Genomic DNA, 15,223 nt, shown 5'->3' on the forward strand with positions numbered 1-15,223 from the left:
AAATGGTAGCAAAACGTAAATTCGATAAAATGCATCTGGCTATATCGCTAGGTGCCAGCGTGGTTATTCTTGGCGCGCTTTTTAAAATTCTTCACCTTGGAGGCGTATGGGGTAACTACATGATCGGAATCGGATTAGGAGTAGAAGCGATCTTATTTGCTTTGACCGGATTCATCCAGCCAGAACCAGAACCAGCATGGGAAAGAGTGTACCCTGAATTAAGAGATGATTATGATGGTGAATTGCCGAAAGCCTCATCTAGAGTAACAGCACAGCCAGCGGCCTTTTCTTCTACCGCAGCATTGGATAAAATGCTGTCAGATGCAAAAGTTGGTCCTGAACTGATCGAAAGCCTGGGCAATGGCCTGCGCACGTTCGGTGATAAAGTTGCGGCAATCTCTAATGTAGCTGATGCTTCTGCTGCAACCACAGAATTTGCTGGAAAAATTAAAACTGCTTCAGCGAGCTTTGACACCCTGAATGGCGCTTTCTCTAAAGCAACAACTCAATTGGTGGAAATCGGCGAAAGTGCCGGTGCTTCTAAATCCTACCACGAACAAGTGAATGCGCTGGCTAAAAACCTGGCTTCTCTGAACGCAGTTTATGAATTGGAATTGCAGGATTCCAGTGCCCACCTGAAATCAATGAACAAATTCTATCAGAACATCGCTTTGACGATGGATAACTTTAGTGGTTCTATGGAAGATTCTAAACAATTTAAGGACGAAGTTGGGAAACTGGCTAAGAACCTGGGTTCTTTAAATGCAATCTATGGCAACATGTTATCGGCAATGAATCAGCCACGTGTTTAATCCGTATTTAATTAGTGATCATTTCATCATCAGACTGAATTAAGAATGGCCGGAGGAAAACAAACAACGAGGCAGAAGATGATCAATATCATGTATTTGGTATTGTTAGCTATGCTTGCCTTGAACGTATCAGATACGATATTGAATGCTTTTAAGAACATCAACGACAGTTTGCAGACGTCAAAAAATAACGTCAGCAGCAGCATCGACCAATTGTTCGCAGCATTTCAAAATACAAAACTTAAAGAAGAGCCTGCAAGGGCACAGCCCATCTGGGAGAATGCCAATAAAGCAAAAACTTATGCCAACGAACTGAACGATTATATTCAGAAATTGAAAGATCAGTTTGTAGTAGAAGGTAAAGGAATTGACCCGGAAACTGGTGATTTAACAGAGCGTTCCAATCTGGACATCGCTCAGGGCATCATGATCAATCAGAAAAAAGGGGATGAACTACAAAAGAAAATCAACGAAACCCGCGAAAAGTTAATCTCTTTATTACCAGAGAAAGACCGTGCACATGTGACGTTCTCATTGGAAGCTAAAAATGCAGAGAAAGCCATCAATGGAAAGAAAAACTGGGCCGATATTAATTTCGGTGAGGGAACGCCATTAACAGCAGCCAACACCATCCTGACTAAAATACAGTCGGATGTGAAAAACGCCGAAGCGGAAGTAGTGAAGAAATTATTCGGAGACATGGATAAGGCATTGGTCAATTTAGATCAGTTCGACGCGGTTGCAGTAGCGCCAAGTTCATACGTGATCCAGGGACAGCCTTATACCGCACAAGTGTTTTTAACGGCGAGCGATTCCAGATCTATGCCTGAAATCTCCGTAAACTCCAGCCCATTGTCTGTAAAAGACGGTAAAGGAACTTATACCGGCAATACTGGTAGTGTGGGTGTGTTCAAATGGTCAGGTACAATCCGCGTCAAACAAACAGATGGTAAAGTAGTAGAATACAGAACTCCTGAGCAATCTTATCAGGTAGCAAAGCCTTCTGCAACGGTATCTCCTGATAAAATGAACGTAATTTATGCAGGAATCCCGAATCCATTCTCTGTTTCTGCAGCAGGCTTTCCATTGGAAAGTGTGAAAGCGAGCATGGACGGTGGTACGATCTCTGGCGGCAGTGGCAAATTTACTGTGAATGTAAGCGGTGCCCAGGTAGGAAAAGAATTGAACATCAACGTTTCAGCAAGCACCGGTGGTAAAACTTTAAACCTGGGCTCTCAGAAATTCCGCGTGAAAGCATTGCCAACGCCTAAAGCTTTAGTAAAAGGAAAATCTGGTGGAAGTGTAGACCTGGAGTGGCTGGAAAATGCCGGCCTATTGGATACACAGCTGGATGATTTCGTTTTCGATGTAAAATATAAAGTAATCAGATTTGCGGCTACATTTATCAACCCTAGATCTGATGCGGTAACGATACAAAATAGTGGTGCAGGATTTAGTGGTCAGGTAAAAGGAGCTTTAAATTCCATTAAACCTGGAGCTATAGTAGTGTTCAAAGACATTGTGTGTGAAGGTCCGGACGGCCGTCAGCGCGTGTTGGATGGCATCACATTTAGTGCAAAATAGGATTGATTATGAAAAACATTGTAAGTATTTCGGCATTATTGTTATTCGGACTGACGGTATCAGCACAGGTGGTAAAAAGCCCTGATACTTCGAAGGCTACAGTAAAGAAAGCGAAGATCAAAACACCGCCTAAAGATGGCTTTTCCGCAAGAAAAGACGTGGATAGTGCCGTGATGGTTCCTTTCGCCGATGTAAGAGAAGAGGATGTGTTTTATTCTAAAAGAATTTGGCGCGAGATCGATTTAAGAGATACCATTAACTCGGTATTGAAAGCAGAAAATGCAAGATTGATCGATGTGCTGTTAGAAGCGGTCACCAATGAAGAATTGACAGCTTATTCTCCGAAAGATACGACTGCCGGGAAATTGCTGGAAGACAATGATTCTTTCAAAATTGCATTAACCACACAGGAAGCCCTGCAAAATATGCGCGGTGTAACAGAAGGTACACCTGATGCAACAACCGGAAAAATCGCAGCACCAACTTTGAAAAGATTCAGACCTGATGAATTTCTGAAATACAGGATTAAAGAGGATTGGATTTTAGATACGAAGCGTTCAGTTTTTGAACCTAGAATTGTAGGGATAGCCCCGATGAAAATGGTAGAAGGACACTGGCAGCCGGTTTTCTGGATCTATTACGATGATGCAAGGGAACTGCTGAGTAAGAAAAAATTAATGAATCCTGGGAATGATGCCTCCGTACTGACTTTCGATGATTTCTTTGTCAGACGTTTATTTTCTAGTTATATAGTGAAAGAAACGAACCCTGGAAATAAAACGATTGTGGACATGCTGGGTTTGACAGATGCCAAGGATCCAAGAAAATTATACGAATCGGAGAAGATTAAGAAATCCATTGCAGACTTTGAACAGAGTCTTTGGGAATATTAATCCCCCTCGTTTAAAACATAAAACCCGGTCTTTATCATAAGACCGGGTTTTTTTATGCCTTTTACTGCAATATTGTTAGAATTCCCCTTTGATCGGAGCGGATTCAAATTAGTTTAAGAGCCGGCAGGTTTCTTGAAATAATTGGTTAAAGCCATTACCTGTGCTTTATTCAGTACTTTCTGCAATTCCGTCAGGTCTGCCTCCCTGATCTTTTTAACCGATTTAAAGTGACGCAGGAGCTTGTCGGCAGTCGTCTTTCCAATTCCTTCTATTGCTTCCAGTTCAGTCTTAAGCGTGCCCTGATCGCGTTTCTTCCGGTGGAAGGTAATGCCAAACCTATGCGCTTCATCGCGGAGCTGCTGGATCAGTTTAAGGCTTTCCGATTTCTTGTCCAGGTACAAAGGATAAGGATCATTAGGAAAGAACAATTCTTCCAGTCTCTTGGCAATACCGACGATTGCGACCTTATGTTCTATACCCAGCTTTTTCAAGCTGCTCACAGCAGAGGATAGCTGGCCTTTACCACCATCAATGATGATCAGTTGAGGCAATGTGCCCTCTTCTTCTAACATGCGCTTATATCGCCTGTAAACTGCTTCTTCCATGGTGGCAAAGTCATTGGGTCCTTCCACGGTTTTTACGTTGAAATGGCGGTAGTCTTTTTTCGAAGGTTTTGCATCTTTAAATACCACAATTGCCGACACCGGATAGGCTCCCTGGAAGTTGGAGTTGTCAAAACATTCAATATGTTTAGGCAATTCGCTCAATCCAAGATCTTTTTGCAGCTGTGTTAAAATGCGGTCTGTTCTCAAATCCGGGTTCAGCTTTTCATACTGGTTCAGCTTCTCTTTTTTGAAAAACAGTACGTTTTTCTGAGAGAGTTCCAGCAGGCTTTTCTTTTCCCCTAGTTTGGGAACGGTAAACTTGATATTTTTATCCTCTAATGCGATTTCAAAAGGAATCACGATCTCTTTGGAGGTACTGTTGAACTTGGTGCGGAATTCCGTAATGGCGAGCGTCAATAGCTCTTCATCAGTTTCATCCAGTTTCTTTTTGATCTCTATGGTCTGGGTTTGAATGATACTGCCATTCATGACTTTCAGGTAATTCACAAAGGCATAACGTTCATCGGAAGCAATGCTCACCACGTCAATATTGGTGATGGAACTGCTCACTACAGTAGATTTGCTCTGGTATTTCTCGAGCACCATCAGTTTCTTCTGATATTGGTGGGCCAGCTCAAAGTTCAGGTCTGCAGCTGCCTCTTTGACAATCTGCTTGACCTCTTTGATCACATTGCCGATTTTTCCGTTCAGAATGTCTTTGATTTCTTCAATATTTCTATCGTAATCTGCAGCTTCCTGGTAAGCCTGACAAGGCCCTTTACAATTGCCGATCTGGTATTCCAGGCAGACTTTGAACTTGCCCTCGTGGATGTTTTTCTCGGTTAGGGGTAAATTACAGGTTCGCAGGCTATAGGTTTCCTTGATGACGTCCAGAATGGTGTGCATCATGCCTACAGAGGCATAAGGGCCAAAATAGGTGGAGCCATCTTTCACCATATTCCGCGTCCAGAATACCCTTGGAAAAGGTTCTTTCTTGATGATGATCCATGGATAGGTTTTATCATCCTTCAGCATGATGTTATACCTCGGCTGGTGCTTTTTGATCAGGCTGTTTTCCAGCAGCCAGGCATCAATCTCGGTATCTACAATGGTGAAGGTGATTTTCCTGATTTTAGAGACCAGCACCCGGGTTTTCCCATTGAGCTGCTTGTCCTGAATAAAATAGGAACCCACCCGGTTTCTCAGGTCTTTGGCTTTGCCGATATATATTAAAGTATCCTCCGCATCCCAATACTGGTATACACCAGGTTTATGGGGAATGTCGGCCAATACTTTTTTATACTCAAAAGTACTCATGAAAATCGCTTTTTAATGAAAAGCTAGAAACCTAGCTTTTCGTCAAGTTCTGTCGGTTGTTCCTGCTGCTGGTATTGGTTACAGTCGAAAGTAATGGTGGTTCCATTTTTCGGTGGTTCAAAATCAGCTTTGCTTATATTCAAGGTCTTACTGGCATATACACGTTTCATAAAACCAGCATAAATCGGCAATGCAGTCACTGCACCAGAACCCTGTTTGGTACTAATAAAGTGGAAGGCACGGTCCTCACAACCTGTCCATACACCCGCAGTCAGCTGTGGTGTAATGGCCATAAACCAACCATCTGAGTTGGCATTTGTCGTACCGGTTTTTCCACCGATAGGTCCGTTTACGCCATATTTTCCAGTTAAGCTCCATCCTGTTCCGTTGGTAATGACACCACGCAGCATTCTGGTCATTACATAAGCTACTTCTTCATTCAGTGCAGGCACTGGAATCGGGGTGTCATTGTAAAGTACAACGCCATTTTTATCCTGTATTTTTAAGATGTATGTTGGTTTTTTCCATACCCCTTTATTGGCAAATACGCTGTAAGCACCCGTCATATCATACACAGAAGCATCGAAAGAGCCTAAAGCAATAGAAGGAGAGGCAGGCACATCAGAAGTAATTCCCATTTTTTTAGCCAAAGTAGCTACGGCCACCGGACCTACTTGTTTCATCAGGTAAGCCGCAATATAGTTCTGCGACAATGCCAGTGCTTTTTGTAAAGTCAGGTATCCAGGAACGGTTCCTGAAGATCTTGGTGTCCATGGTGGGCTGCCCGGAGTTTCAATGGTTACCGGTTCATTCAATACGCTGAAACATGGAGAATATCCGTTTTCAATCGCTACCGCATAGGTGAAAGGTTTTGCGGTGGAACCCACTTGTCTGGTTCCCATCTTTACCTGATCATATTTAAAATGCTCATAATTGATCCCGCCAACCCATGCTTTCACATATCCGGATTGCGGATCCATCGCCATCATGGCATTTCTCAATAGCAATTTATAGTATTTTACAGAGTCGATTGGCTTCATCAGCGTATCAATATTTCCTTTCCAGGTGAAGATGCTCAGTCGGGTAGGGGTATTGAAATCCGCTTTAATTTCTGCTTCGCTTTTTCCTTCCAGCTGTAAAGATTTGTACCTGTCGGATCTTTTGACACCCTGTTCAATCTGCATTTCTTTTCCTTTGAAAGGGTTTTTGCCTTTCCAGCTGTCGTAGAAAGAGGCTTGCAGAATCTTCATGTATTCTTTTTGCGCCTCTTCTGCATACACCTGCATCTCGTAGTTGATGGTGGTGGTTATTTTTAGCCCATCTCTATCCAGGTCGTACGGCGTGCCGTCTGATTTTAGGATCGAGCGTTCCAGAAAGATTTTCTTGATGTCACTTTTCACTACTGCTCTGAAATAAGGAGCAATACCATCATTTACGGTTGCTGCACTGAAGCGCAGTCCTAGCGGTTTTTCTATTTGTTTCTCATAATCCTGCTCGGTTAGAAAATCCGCTTTCACCATCAATCCCATAATGGTATTTCTACGGGCCAATGCGCGTTCTGGATTACGGGTAGGAGAATATCTGGTGATGCCCTTTAGGATGCCTATTAATGTAGCCGCCTGACTAACGGTTAATTTATCCGGTGTCGTGTTAAAATATACCCTTGCCGCAGATTTAATTCCATAGGCCTGGTTTCCGAAATCTACGGTATTTAAATACATCACGATGATTTCTTCTTTCGTGTAGTTGCGTTCTAATTTTACCGCAATTACCCATTCCTGGAATTTCTGCAGAATACGCTTGGCAAAGTTCTTTTGCCTTCCCTCTTCTGAAAAAAGGTTCAGGGCCAGCTGCTGCGTAATGGTACTTCCCCCTTGTTTCTTGCCAATAATAGCATAAAGAAAAATGGTGAATGTACGTTTAAAGTCGATTCCCGAGTGTTCTTTAAATCGAATGTCTTCTGTTGCAATTAAGGCATTGATGACATTCGGAGAAATCTTGTCGTAGGTGACATTAGATCTGTTTTGTACAAAGTAAGTGCCCAGAATTTTGCCATCTTCTGTGATGACTTCTGAGGCCTGATTGCTTTTTGGATGTTCGATGTCTCTGAAAGAAGGAAGTTCACCAAACAAACCAAAACCAACGGCGATGATAAAAAGAGCGAATAAAACGATTCCTGCAATTAAGAGCTTCCAGATGTTGAAATTATACCTTCTGATGTCTTCTTGCGAAAGTGGTTTGTTCATTGTTAATAGTTGTTTTTATAAAATTCAAGGTATTTGTTCAACAGGTCCTTGCTACTGATTTTATCAAAGTTTTCTTTGCTGATGATAAAGCTTTTGTACAGGTTTGCAGGGACCTTCATGATTTGTTTTAACTGTGGATTTATACCATCGGCATACGTTTTTGCGTCGTCGAAAGTACCAAAGTTTCCTACAAATATAAGCTGATCATTGTCAAATTCCTTCAATTGATGACGGAGATTGTTTTCTGCGTAGTTTCCACGGTTGAATTGACCGATGCCAAAACGGGAAGAACTAAGCGTTAAAGAGCCGTCAGCCACATGTACAACGTAATAATATAATTTAGATTCAGCAGTATTAAAAATTCCTTCAGCTTTCGGTACAGGTGCTGGTGTAACCGGTTTTTCTTCAGTTGGGGCCTTTACTGCAGGTGTTTCTTTTGCAGGAGGAGCGGCTACCGGGTTTTGCGCTTTGACTTTAGCCGGTTCTTTAGCTGGGAATTGCTGCGCAAAGAATTTTGGTTCATTGGCATCAAAATCAGCCAAAGCAATGGCTCTTTTCCTGAATTCTTCTAAATGCTGACTGATATACCCCAGGTGTTCTTTTACCAATGGCACGATCAGCTGATCATTGGGATAGCTGGCCTTAATCTTTTCAAAAGCAGTAATCAATTGGTCTACATGAGCAGTTCTGCCAATGGCGATGGCCTTTAAGTAAGCAAATTGCGGCGCTAAATAGTTATCAGGATTGCTTTGCAGTACTTCATCTACTTTTAAGATTACGCTGGCGAAGTCCTTTTTCTCATAGGCCTCGAACAGCTCATTGTACTGTTTGTTCACTTGTACTTCCATTTCCGATTGTTTCAGCGAGAAAGAAGGATCAAGAATGGTTTTTGCATAGGATGAGCTGGCAAAGTCTCTCAATACAATCTGCTTATAAAGCTCCGCTTTTGTAGGATCTATGGTTTTATTCGCTAAGAACAGGCCGTAATTGATTGAAGCCAGACGGTCATTTTTAGGGAAGCGTTTGAGTAAAATCTCATAAACCTCTGCGGCTTCTTTAGGGCTGCTGAGCTCCTGAAGGTAGAAGTTGGCGATTTCATAATAAGCTTCCATGATTTTCTGATCGGATTTTGCCAATAGCTCCGGGCTGGTTGGAATGTCGGCCAGCAGTGCTTTCATTCTGGAGGCGGAATCGGGTAAAGCTGGTCCGATATGGTCCGGGTTGACCACCGAGTTATTGGTCGCGTAGTTTTTAGTGATGTCCTGATTGGTTTCCTGTGCCGATGATTTGATGCTTTGACGCCAGTTGAGTTCCAGTTTACGGTTGCCCCATTTCTTTTTAAAGTCGTTAAAACCAGTGCTGATCGCAGTTGGGTTGGCGAAATAAAAATTACTGGATACTGGTGTTTTCTGACGGATGTTATTTCCGGTTGGGAAATTATTTACCGGAATATTGTTGACAATATTCGCTGTGTTTTCAGGTTTAACTATGGGATTTAGTATTAAGCGCAGTTTTTCCAAACGCTCCGTTTCCGGTAGCCTGGCCAGCGATTGCAAGGTATCCTGCAAGGAAATTAGCTCATAACGGTCGGTCAGGTATTGCAGGTTTTGATTTTTCTTAACGATCTGCTCATAATCCGGATAAATTTTAGGTAAGGTGTTTACCGTGCTGTCGTAATACAACTTGGCGTTGAGGTAATCATGGAAATGCTTGAAATTCAGGTCTGCAATCTTTAAATAAGAGAGGCCTTTCTGGTACATGTTTTTTGTGCTGTTGCGAACCGATAGTTTATAGTATTTATCGGCTTCTGTATAATTCTGGTCTCTGGCATAGCTTTCTGCCACCTGATAATAGATCTGATCGTGGTAATCCTCGTTTTTATCATCTTTGAGCATCGCCAGCAGCTGCTGCTGTTTATTGATCGTTACGCCGCTCAGGAAGGCAGTGAGTTTAATACGGTTTAAGTTGGCATTGAAATACATTTCAAAAGGGGCATTACTTTTTTCTACTTTCCGGTAATAACGCAATGCTTCATTGTAATTTTCCTGCTTTTCGTACAGCTGTGCCAGGATGTAATTCCACCTGATGCGCTGTGGCTTAGAGGGACCGGCCTTGATGGCCTGCTGCAATACCTCAATCGCATCTGCGGCCATGCGCTGGTGGATATAAATTTGCGCGATGGTGGCTAAGGGTGCTGCTTTATTACTTTTTAAGCCGGAAATGGTATTGGATAAGGTGTCCAGTACCTTTGCTGCTTCACTGTATTTACCCAGCTGCATCAAGCTTCTTGCTTTCCAGTCTAAAGCCTGCACACGGCTTTTAGTAAGATTGGGGTAGGTTTTTGCCGTATAATCAAAGTACTCTTCTGCATTAAAGTAGTTTCCTTTATAGAAGTTGGCTTTTCCGAGCAGGAGGTAGGCATCGTCCTGGTAGTTGCCATAGGTTTTTTCCAGGAGGAGCACACGTGCTTTCTTGATGATCTCCTCCATATCTGGCATGCTGCTGCCGGCCTGGTCATTATAAATATCATAAGCTTGCGGGTTGATATAGATGGGCAGCACCTCATCATAATTGTCTGCATAGCTTTCTGCAAGTTCCTCCTGATGCTGGCTGAGGATCACATTGGCATTGTATATATAATTGTATCTGGAAGTCAGGTTTTGCATGGCCCTGCTTGCTGCAGTGTCCTTGTTGGTACTACATGCGTAAAGAAAGCAGGAACAGAAGATAACTAAGGTTACCTTTAGAGAGTTGATTGCGTAATTTTCCAAAAAAGATAGATTGAGTTAAAGCTTATAAACAACAAAATATATACAAAAGTATTTTATTCAGCCATAAGTTCTTAACAATTTAGTTTTTATTTGCATCAGATTTTCAATCCTATGGAGCCAAACGAAGAGAAAAAGAACATCAATAATTTCGCGAAGTATTCTGCGATCAGCTTTCAAATGCTGGCCACAATCGGGCTTTTTGCGTTTGCAGGCTATAAAATTGATGAATATCAGCACAGTAAGCAGCCGATCTATGCGGCAATTTTAGGACTTTTAGGAGTAGTGGTCTCCTTGTATCAGGTTGTAAAACAACTGAATAAAAACTCAAACTGATTATTTAAAACCGTTGTAAATTCCTACTTTTGTAAAAAAATAGATACTGATTTGAGTTTAACCCGGTTTACCTTTTATTATTTAGCGTTTTGCGCCGTTCTCGGCGGCATCGCATATGCCCTTCCTTCTCTATTTCCAGATCAGTTGATCCTAGTACCTAAATTCTGGTTGGTGTTTGGCTTTTTAGCCGGTATTACTTACATCGCGTATGGTGTGGCAGATTTAGGCTTAAAACGCAATCCCGATGTTGGTGTCATGGCCATAATGGGATCAATTGCATTGAAGATGATTTTCGCCATGGCTTTTGTACTGATATACAGCCTTAAAAGCAAGGAAAACGGTTTTGTTTTCGTGCTGAACTTTTTTTCTTTATATTTATTGTTCAGCCTCTTTGAAATATACTGTTTGTTACGTAACTTGCGCCACCAAAATAAAAAGTAAAAATCTGCGAGTAAATGGATTGTAGCCACGTTTTTGAGTTTAAAGTGAAGAGGTTAATTGTTGTTTTTACGCTGTTTTTAGCGTTTTTTTCTGTTACGCCTGCGGCTTTCGCACAGGTTGACACAGCACAAGTAACAGAAGGTTCTCATGCCCAGCCGGCAGCTGAGAAAAAGTTTGACATTGGTAAGTTTGCACTACACCACATTGCGGATTCGCATAGCTGGCATGTAATCGGACATACCTATATCGACCTTCCGGTAATTTTGTACACCAAAGCTGGTGTTGTAAACTTCAGTTCTGCTGATTTCACCACGCTGGAGGACGGAAAAGTTGTTCGCGATGATGAAGCTAAAGTAGTTGTAGAACGAAAAGGACAACGCTTTGTGAAGATGCACGAGAAAATCTATTATGCATCTGACGTTGCGAATGAGCACGGTCAGTTTGTAAATTTAGATGAGAAGCATCATCCCACAAATGCCCGCCCGCTGGACTTGTCAATTACCAAAAATGTATGCACCTTGTTATTGTCTATCGTCATTATTTTAGTTGTGTTCCTGAACGTAGCTAAAGGATATAGAACAAACAAAGGTAAATCACCAAAAGGAATCCAGTCCTGGATGGAGCCAATCATCTTGTTTGTACGTGATGATATTGCGATTCCAAACTTAGGTCATAAATACGAGCGCTTTATGCCGTACTTATTAACCGTGTTTTTCTTTATCTGGTTTAACAACATGTTGGGCTTAGTTCCATTCTTACCTGGTGGTGCCAATTTAACTGGTAACATCGCTGTAACGATGATCCTTGCACTGGCTACGTTCTGCCTAACGGTGTTTAACGGTAATAAATATTACTGGAAGCACATCTTTATGCCGGATGTACCATGGTGGATGTATATCGTAATGGTTCCGGTAGAGTTGTTCGGTATTTTTACCAAGCCTATCGCCCTGATGATTCGTTTGTTTGCTAACATTACTGCAGGACACATTTTGGTGTTGTCGCTAATCTGCCTTGTGTTTGTATTTAACAGCTTATACATTGCGCCAATTTCTATCGCCTTCGCTGTATTCATCGGCGGAATCGAGTTACTGGTTGCATTTATCCAGGCCTTTATTTTTACGATCCTGTCTGCCCTGTTTATCGGAATGGCAATTGATGATCACCACTAATTAGAATAATTTTTAACAACAATTAATATATAAAATCATGATTACAGGAAGTATTGCTGCAATTGGTGCAGGATTAGCTGCGATTGGCGCTGGTCTAGGTATCGGACGTATTGGTGGTTCAGCTATGGACGGTATTGCTCGTCAACCAGAAGCTGCCTCTAAAATTCAAACTGCAATGTTAATCGCTGCTGCCTTCGTTGAAGCTGTTGCGCTTTTCGCAGTAGTAGTTGCCCTAATGGGTAATGGCTAGAAATTAAACGGTGCCAGATAGTGATATCTGGTACCATTTATTGTTAAAAAAGAACAAAATATTTTATACATATACAGATGGAATTATTATTACCTGAATTCGGCCTAGTTATCTTTCAATCCATTGCTTTCTTATTGCTAATGTTCCTATTGGCAAAGTTTGCCTGGAAACCTATTCTAGCCGCAATTAAAGAACGCGAAAAATCGATTGACGAAGCATTGAGCAAAGCTGAATTGGCAAAACAAGAGATGGCTCGTTTGACTTCTCAAAATGAAGAGTTAATGAAATCTGCGCGTGCGGAACGTGATTTGATCTTGAAAGAAGCAAAAACGCTTAAGGATAGCATCATTAATGAAGCAAAAACTTCTGCTCAGACTGAAGGTGCTAAATTAATTGAGAAAGCTAAGATTGAAATTGAGAACTCAAAGAAAGCTGCATTGGCAGAATTGAAGCACCAGGTTTCTTCTTTATCATTAGATATCGCAGAGCGTGTATTGCGCAATCAGTTGCAAGACAAAGCTACTCAACAGGATTTAGTTGCTAATCTTTTAAAAGATGTTGAATTAAACTAATCAGTAGTTTATTTAGCCAAATTAGATAAAAATGTTAGAAAATAAAGCAGCATCGAGATACGCCAAATCAATGATTGACCTTGCACAAGAGCAAAACTCTTTGGAAGAAATCAAGAATGATATGGTGCTTTTAGATCAGGTGATTGATCAGAATCCAGAATTGGAAGCTATCCTTAATAACCCTATCGTTCCTTTGGACAAAAAAGCCGGGATTTTAGATGATATTTTTGGTGCCAAAGTAAATGTGGTGACCAAAGCTTTCTTTAAACTGGTAGTGAGCAAAGGACGTTCAGAGATTTTATTCGGAATGGCAAAATCTTTTATCCAGCAATACAATGCCATTAAGGGAATTGTGACTGCTGAAGTAACTTCGGCAATCGAGCTGACTGATGCAAACAGAACAGAGATCGTAGCTTTAGTGAAAAAAGAAGTAGGCGCTAATGAAGTGGTGATTAAAGAAAAAGTTAATGACAAACTGATTGGCGGATTTATTTTGAAAGTTGGAGACAAGCAATTTGATGCGAGTATCGCCAACGGTTTGAATAAACTTAAAAAAGAATTTGCTCAAGGGATTGTTTAACTTGAGTATTTAAAATAAGAAGATAACATATACTAAGAAATAATATAAAATTATGGTAGAGGTAAGACCAGACGAAGTATCGGCAATTATCAGGCAACAATTGGCGGGCTTTAAATCAGAAGCAGAACTTGAAGAAGTTGGTACCGTATTGCAGGTGGGTGATGGTATTGCCCGTGTTTATGGTTTAACTAAAGTTCAATCCGGTGAGTTAGTTGAATTTGAAAACGGCTTACAAGGTATTGTTTTGAACCTTGAAGAAGATAATGTTGGTGTGGTTTTATTAGGCCCATCTGACACGATCAAAGAAGGTGATACGATTAAACGTACTAAGAAAATTGCCTCTATTAAAGTTGGTGAAGGTATGTTAGGTCGTGTAGTTAACACGATGGGTGAGCCAATCGATGGTAAAGGACCAATCATTGGACAGACGTATGAAATGCCTATCGAGCGTAAAGCTCCAGGTGTAATCTACCGTCAGCCAGTTACAGAACCTTTACAAACAGGTATCAAAGCGATTGATGGTATGATTCCAATCGGTCGTGGTCAACGTGAGTTGGTTATTGGTGACCGTCAGATTGGTAAAACTGCGGTTTGTATCGATACTATCATCAACCAAAAAGAATTTTATGAAGCAGGTAACCCTGTTTACTGTATATATGTAGCTTGTGGTCAAAAAGCAAGTACTGTAGCAAATATCGTACGTACATTAGAAGAAAACGGTGCAATGCCATATACGGTTGTTGTAGCTGCTTCGGCTGCTGAACCTGCTCCATTGCAGTTTTATGCGCCTTTCTCTGGTGCTGCGATTGGTGAGTTTTTCCGTGATACAGGTAGACCAGCATTAATTGTTTATGATGATTTGTCTAAACAAGCTGTTGCTTACCGTGAGGTGTCTCTATTACTTCGTCGTCCACCGGGCCGTGAGGCTTATCCTGGTGACGTGTTCTACCTTCACAGTCGTTTGTTAGAGCGTGCTGCTAAGATCAACTCAAATGATGAGATCGCACAAGCAATGAATGACCTTCCTGAATCATTGAAAGGTATCGTTAAAGGTGGTGGTTCATTAACTGCATTGCCAATTATCGAAACTCAGGCTGGTGACGTTTCTGCTTATATCCCTACGAACGTAATTTCAATTACTGACGGACAGATCTTCTTAGAAACTAACTTGTTCAACGCAGGTATTCGTCCAGCTATTAACGTAGGTATCTCGGTATCACGTGTAGGTGGTAATGCACAGATCAAATCAATGAAAAAAGTTGCCGGTACTTTGAAATTAGACCAGGCTCAATACCGTGAGTTAGAGGCTTTCTCTAAATTCGGTTCTGACTTAGATGCAGCTACTAAATCTGTACTTGATAAAGGTTCACGTAACGTGGAAATCCTTAAACAAGGTCAGTTCTCTCCAGTAACAGTAGAGAAACAAGTAGCGATCATTTACATTGGTACTAAAAACTTAATGCGTTCAGTTCCTGTAAATAAAATAAAGGAATTTGAAGCTGAGTACTTACAACAATTGGAATTACGTCATCCAGAAACTTTGAAAGCTTTAAAAGCTGGTAAATTTGATGATGCAATTACCGGAGTATTGGAAACTGTAGCAAAAGAGCTTTCCAGCAAATACTAAATTACTCTTGACTGAAGAATAAA

At 41.4% G+C, this 15,223-nt stretch carries 13 protein-coding genes; 10 read left to right on the forward strand and 3 right to left on the reverse strand.

The window, feature by feature from the left end; genetic code table 11:
• Positions 1-2 precede the first annotated feature (2 nt).
• The 3 genes from porL to porN are packed head-to-tail and all read left to right on the forward strand — an operon-like array spanning position 3 to position 3,289.
• A complete protein-coding gene (porL, locus tag K7X70_RS12345; RefSeq protein ID WP_222537386.1) occupies positions 3-812 on the forward strand; it encodes a type IX secretion system motor protein PorL/GldL in 810 nt (269 codons plus the stop codon).
• A gap of 45 nt (positions 813-857) precedes the next feature.
• Positions 858-2,396 (forward strand): type IX secretion system motor protein PorM/GldM, encoded by a 1,539-nt coding sequence (porM, locus tag K7X70_RS12350; protein WP_222537387.1) that lies wholly within the window; start codon positions 858-860, stop codon positions 2,394-2,396.
• Positions 2,397-2,404: 8 nt separating this feature from the next.
• Positions 2,405-3,289: a type IX secretion system ring subunit PorN/GldN gene (porN, locus tag K7X70_RS12355; protein ID WP_222537388.1), complete on the forward strand. Its 885-nt coding sequence runs from the start codon at positions 2,405-2,407 to the stop codon at positions 3,287-3,289.
• A gap of 113 nt (positions 3,290-3,402) precedes the next feature.
• Here porN and uvrC read toward each other — a convergent pair whose 3' ends face one another.
• The 3 genes from uvrC to porW are packed head-to-tail and all read right to left on the reverse strand — an operon-like array spanning position 3,403 to position 10,228.
• Positions 3,403-5,211: an excinuclease ABC subunit UvrC gene (uvrC, locus tag K7X70_RS12360; RefSeq protein WP_222537389.1), complete on the reverse strand. Its 1,809-nt coding sequence runs from the start codon at positions 5,209-5,211 to the stop codon at positions 3,403-3,405.
• Between the two features lie 23 nt (positions 5,212-5,234).
• Positions 5,235-7,457, reverse strand: a complete 2,223-nt coding sequence (locus tag K7X70_RS12365; protein ID WP_222537390.1) for a transglycosylase domain-containing protein — start codon at positions 7,455-7,457, stop codon at positions 5,235-5,237.
• A 2-nt stretch (positions 7,458-7,459) separates the two neighbouring features.
• Positions 7,460-10,228 (reverse strand): type IX secretion system periplasmic lipoprotein PorW/SprE, encoded by a 2,769-nt coding sequence (porW, locus tag K7X70_RS12370; protein WP_222537391.1) that lies wholly within the window; start codon positions 10,226-10,228, stop codon positions 7,460-7,462.
• A gap of 111 nt (positions 10,229-10,339) precedes the next feature.
• On the opposite strand from porW, the gene K7X70_RS12375 reads away from it, so the two are divergent.
• From K7X70_RS12375 to atpA, 7 genes are all read left to right on the forward strand, one after another.
• Positions 10,340-10,561 (forward strand): AtpZ/AtpI family protein, encoded by a 222-nt coding sequence (locus tag K7X70_RS12375; RefSeq protein WP_222537392.1) that lies wholly within the window; start codon positions 10,340-10,342, stop codon positions 10,559-10,561.
• 51 nt (positions 10,562-10,612) lie between these two features.
• Positions 10,613-11,002 (forward strand): hypothetical protein, encoded by a 390-nt coding sequence (locus tag K7X70_RS12380; protein WP_222537393.1) that lies wholly within the window; start codon positions 10,613-10,615, stop codon positions 11,000-11,002.
• Positions 11,003-11,016: 14 nt separating this feature from the next.
• Positions 11,017-12,171, forward strand: a complete 1,155-nt coding sequence (gene atpB / locus K7X70_RS12385; protein WP_222537394.1) for a F0F1 ATP synthase subunit A — start codon at positions 11,017-11,019, stop codon at positions 12,169-12,171.
• A 40-nt stretch (positions 12,172-12,211) separates the two neighbouring features.
• Entirely contained in the window at positions 12,212-12,421 is a 210-nt protein-coding gene (gene atpE, locus K7X70_RS12390; RefSeq protein ID WP_062551197.1) for an ATP synthase F0 subunit C, read from the forward strand.
• 77 nt (positions 12,422-12,498) lie between these two features.
• On the forward strand, positions 12,499-12,993 hold the full coding sequence (locus K7X70_RS12395) for a F0F1 ATP synthase subunit B (protein WP_182960764.1): 495 nt from the start codon (positions 12,499-12,501) through the stop codon (positions 12,991-12,993).
• A gap of 31 nt (positions 12,994-13,024) precedes the next feature.
• Positions 13,025-13,573 carry an ATP synthase F1 subunit delta gene (atpH, locus tag K7X70_RS12400; protein WP_222537395.1) on the forward strand — a complete coding sequence of 183 codons (549 nt, stop codon included), beginning with the start codon at positions 13,025-13,027 and terminating at the stop codon, positions 13,571-13,573.
• A gap of 52 nt (positions 13,574-13,625) precedes the next feature.
• A complete protein-coding gene (gene atpA, locus K7X70_RS12405; protein ID WP_222537396.1) occupies positions 13,626-15,200 on the forward strand; it encodes a F0F1 ATP synthase subunit alpha in 1,575 nt (524 codons plus the stop codon).
• Positions 15,201-15,223: the final 23 nt, after the last annotated feature.

This window comes from Pedobacter polysacchareus (assembly GCF_019802255.1).
In the GTDB taxonomy this organism is placed as follows: domain Bacteria; phylum Bacteroidota; class Bacteroidia; order Sphingobacteriales; family Sphingobacteriaceae; genus Pedobacter; species Pedobacter polysacchareus.

Excerpts from the sequence above, each read along its gene's own strand:
- porL (WP_222537386.1), top strand. The coding sequence starts at position 3 with ATGGTAGCAAAACGTAAATTCGATAAAATGCATCTGGCTATATCGCTA.
- porM (WP_222537387.1), top strand. The coding sequence starts at position 858 with ATGGCCGGAGGAAAACAAACAACGAGGCAGAAGATGATCAATATCATG.
- porN (WP_222537388.1), top strand. The coding sequence starts at position 2,405 with ATGAAAAACATTGTAAGTATTTCGGCATTATTGTTATTCGGACTGACG.
- uvrC (WP_222537389.1), bottom strand. The coding sequence starts at position 5,211 with ATGAGTACTTTTGAGTATAAAAAAGTATTGGCCGACATTCCCCATAAA.
- K7X70_RS12365 (WP_222537390.1), bottom strand. The coding sequence starts at position 7,457 with ATGAACAAACCACTTTCGCAAGAAGACATCAGAAGGTATAATTTCAAC.
- K7X70_RS12375 (WP_222537392.1), top strand. The coding sequence starts at position 10,340 with ATGGAGCCAAACGAAGAGAAAAAGAACATCAATAATTTCGCGAAGTAT.
- atpB (WP_222537394.1), top strand. The coding sequence starts at position 11,017 with ATGGATTGTAGCCACGTTTTTGAGTTTAAAGTGAAGAGGTTAATTGTT.
- K7X70_RS12395 (WP_182960764.1), top strand. The coding sequence starts at position 12,499 with ATGGAATTATTATTACCTGAATTCGGCCTAGTTATCTTTCAATCCATT.
- atpH (WP_222537395.1), top strand. The coding sequence starts at position 13,025 with ATGTTAGAAAATAAAGCAGCATCGAGATACGCCAAATCAATGATTGAC.
- atpA (WP_222537396.1), top strand. The coding sequence starts at position 13,626 with ATGGTAGAGGTAAGACCAGACGAAGTATCGGCAATTATCAGGCAACAA.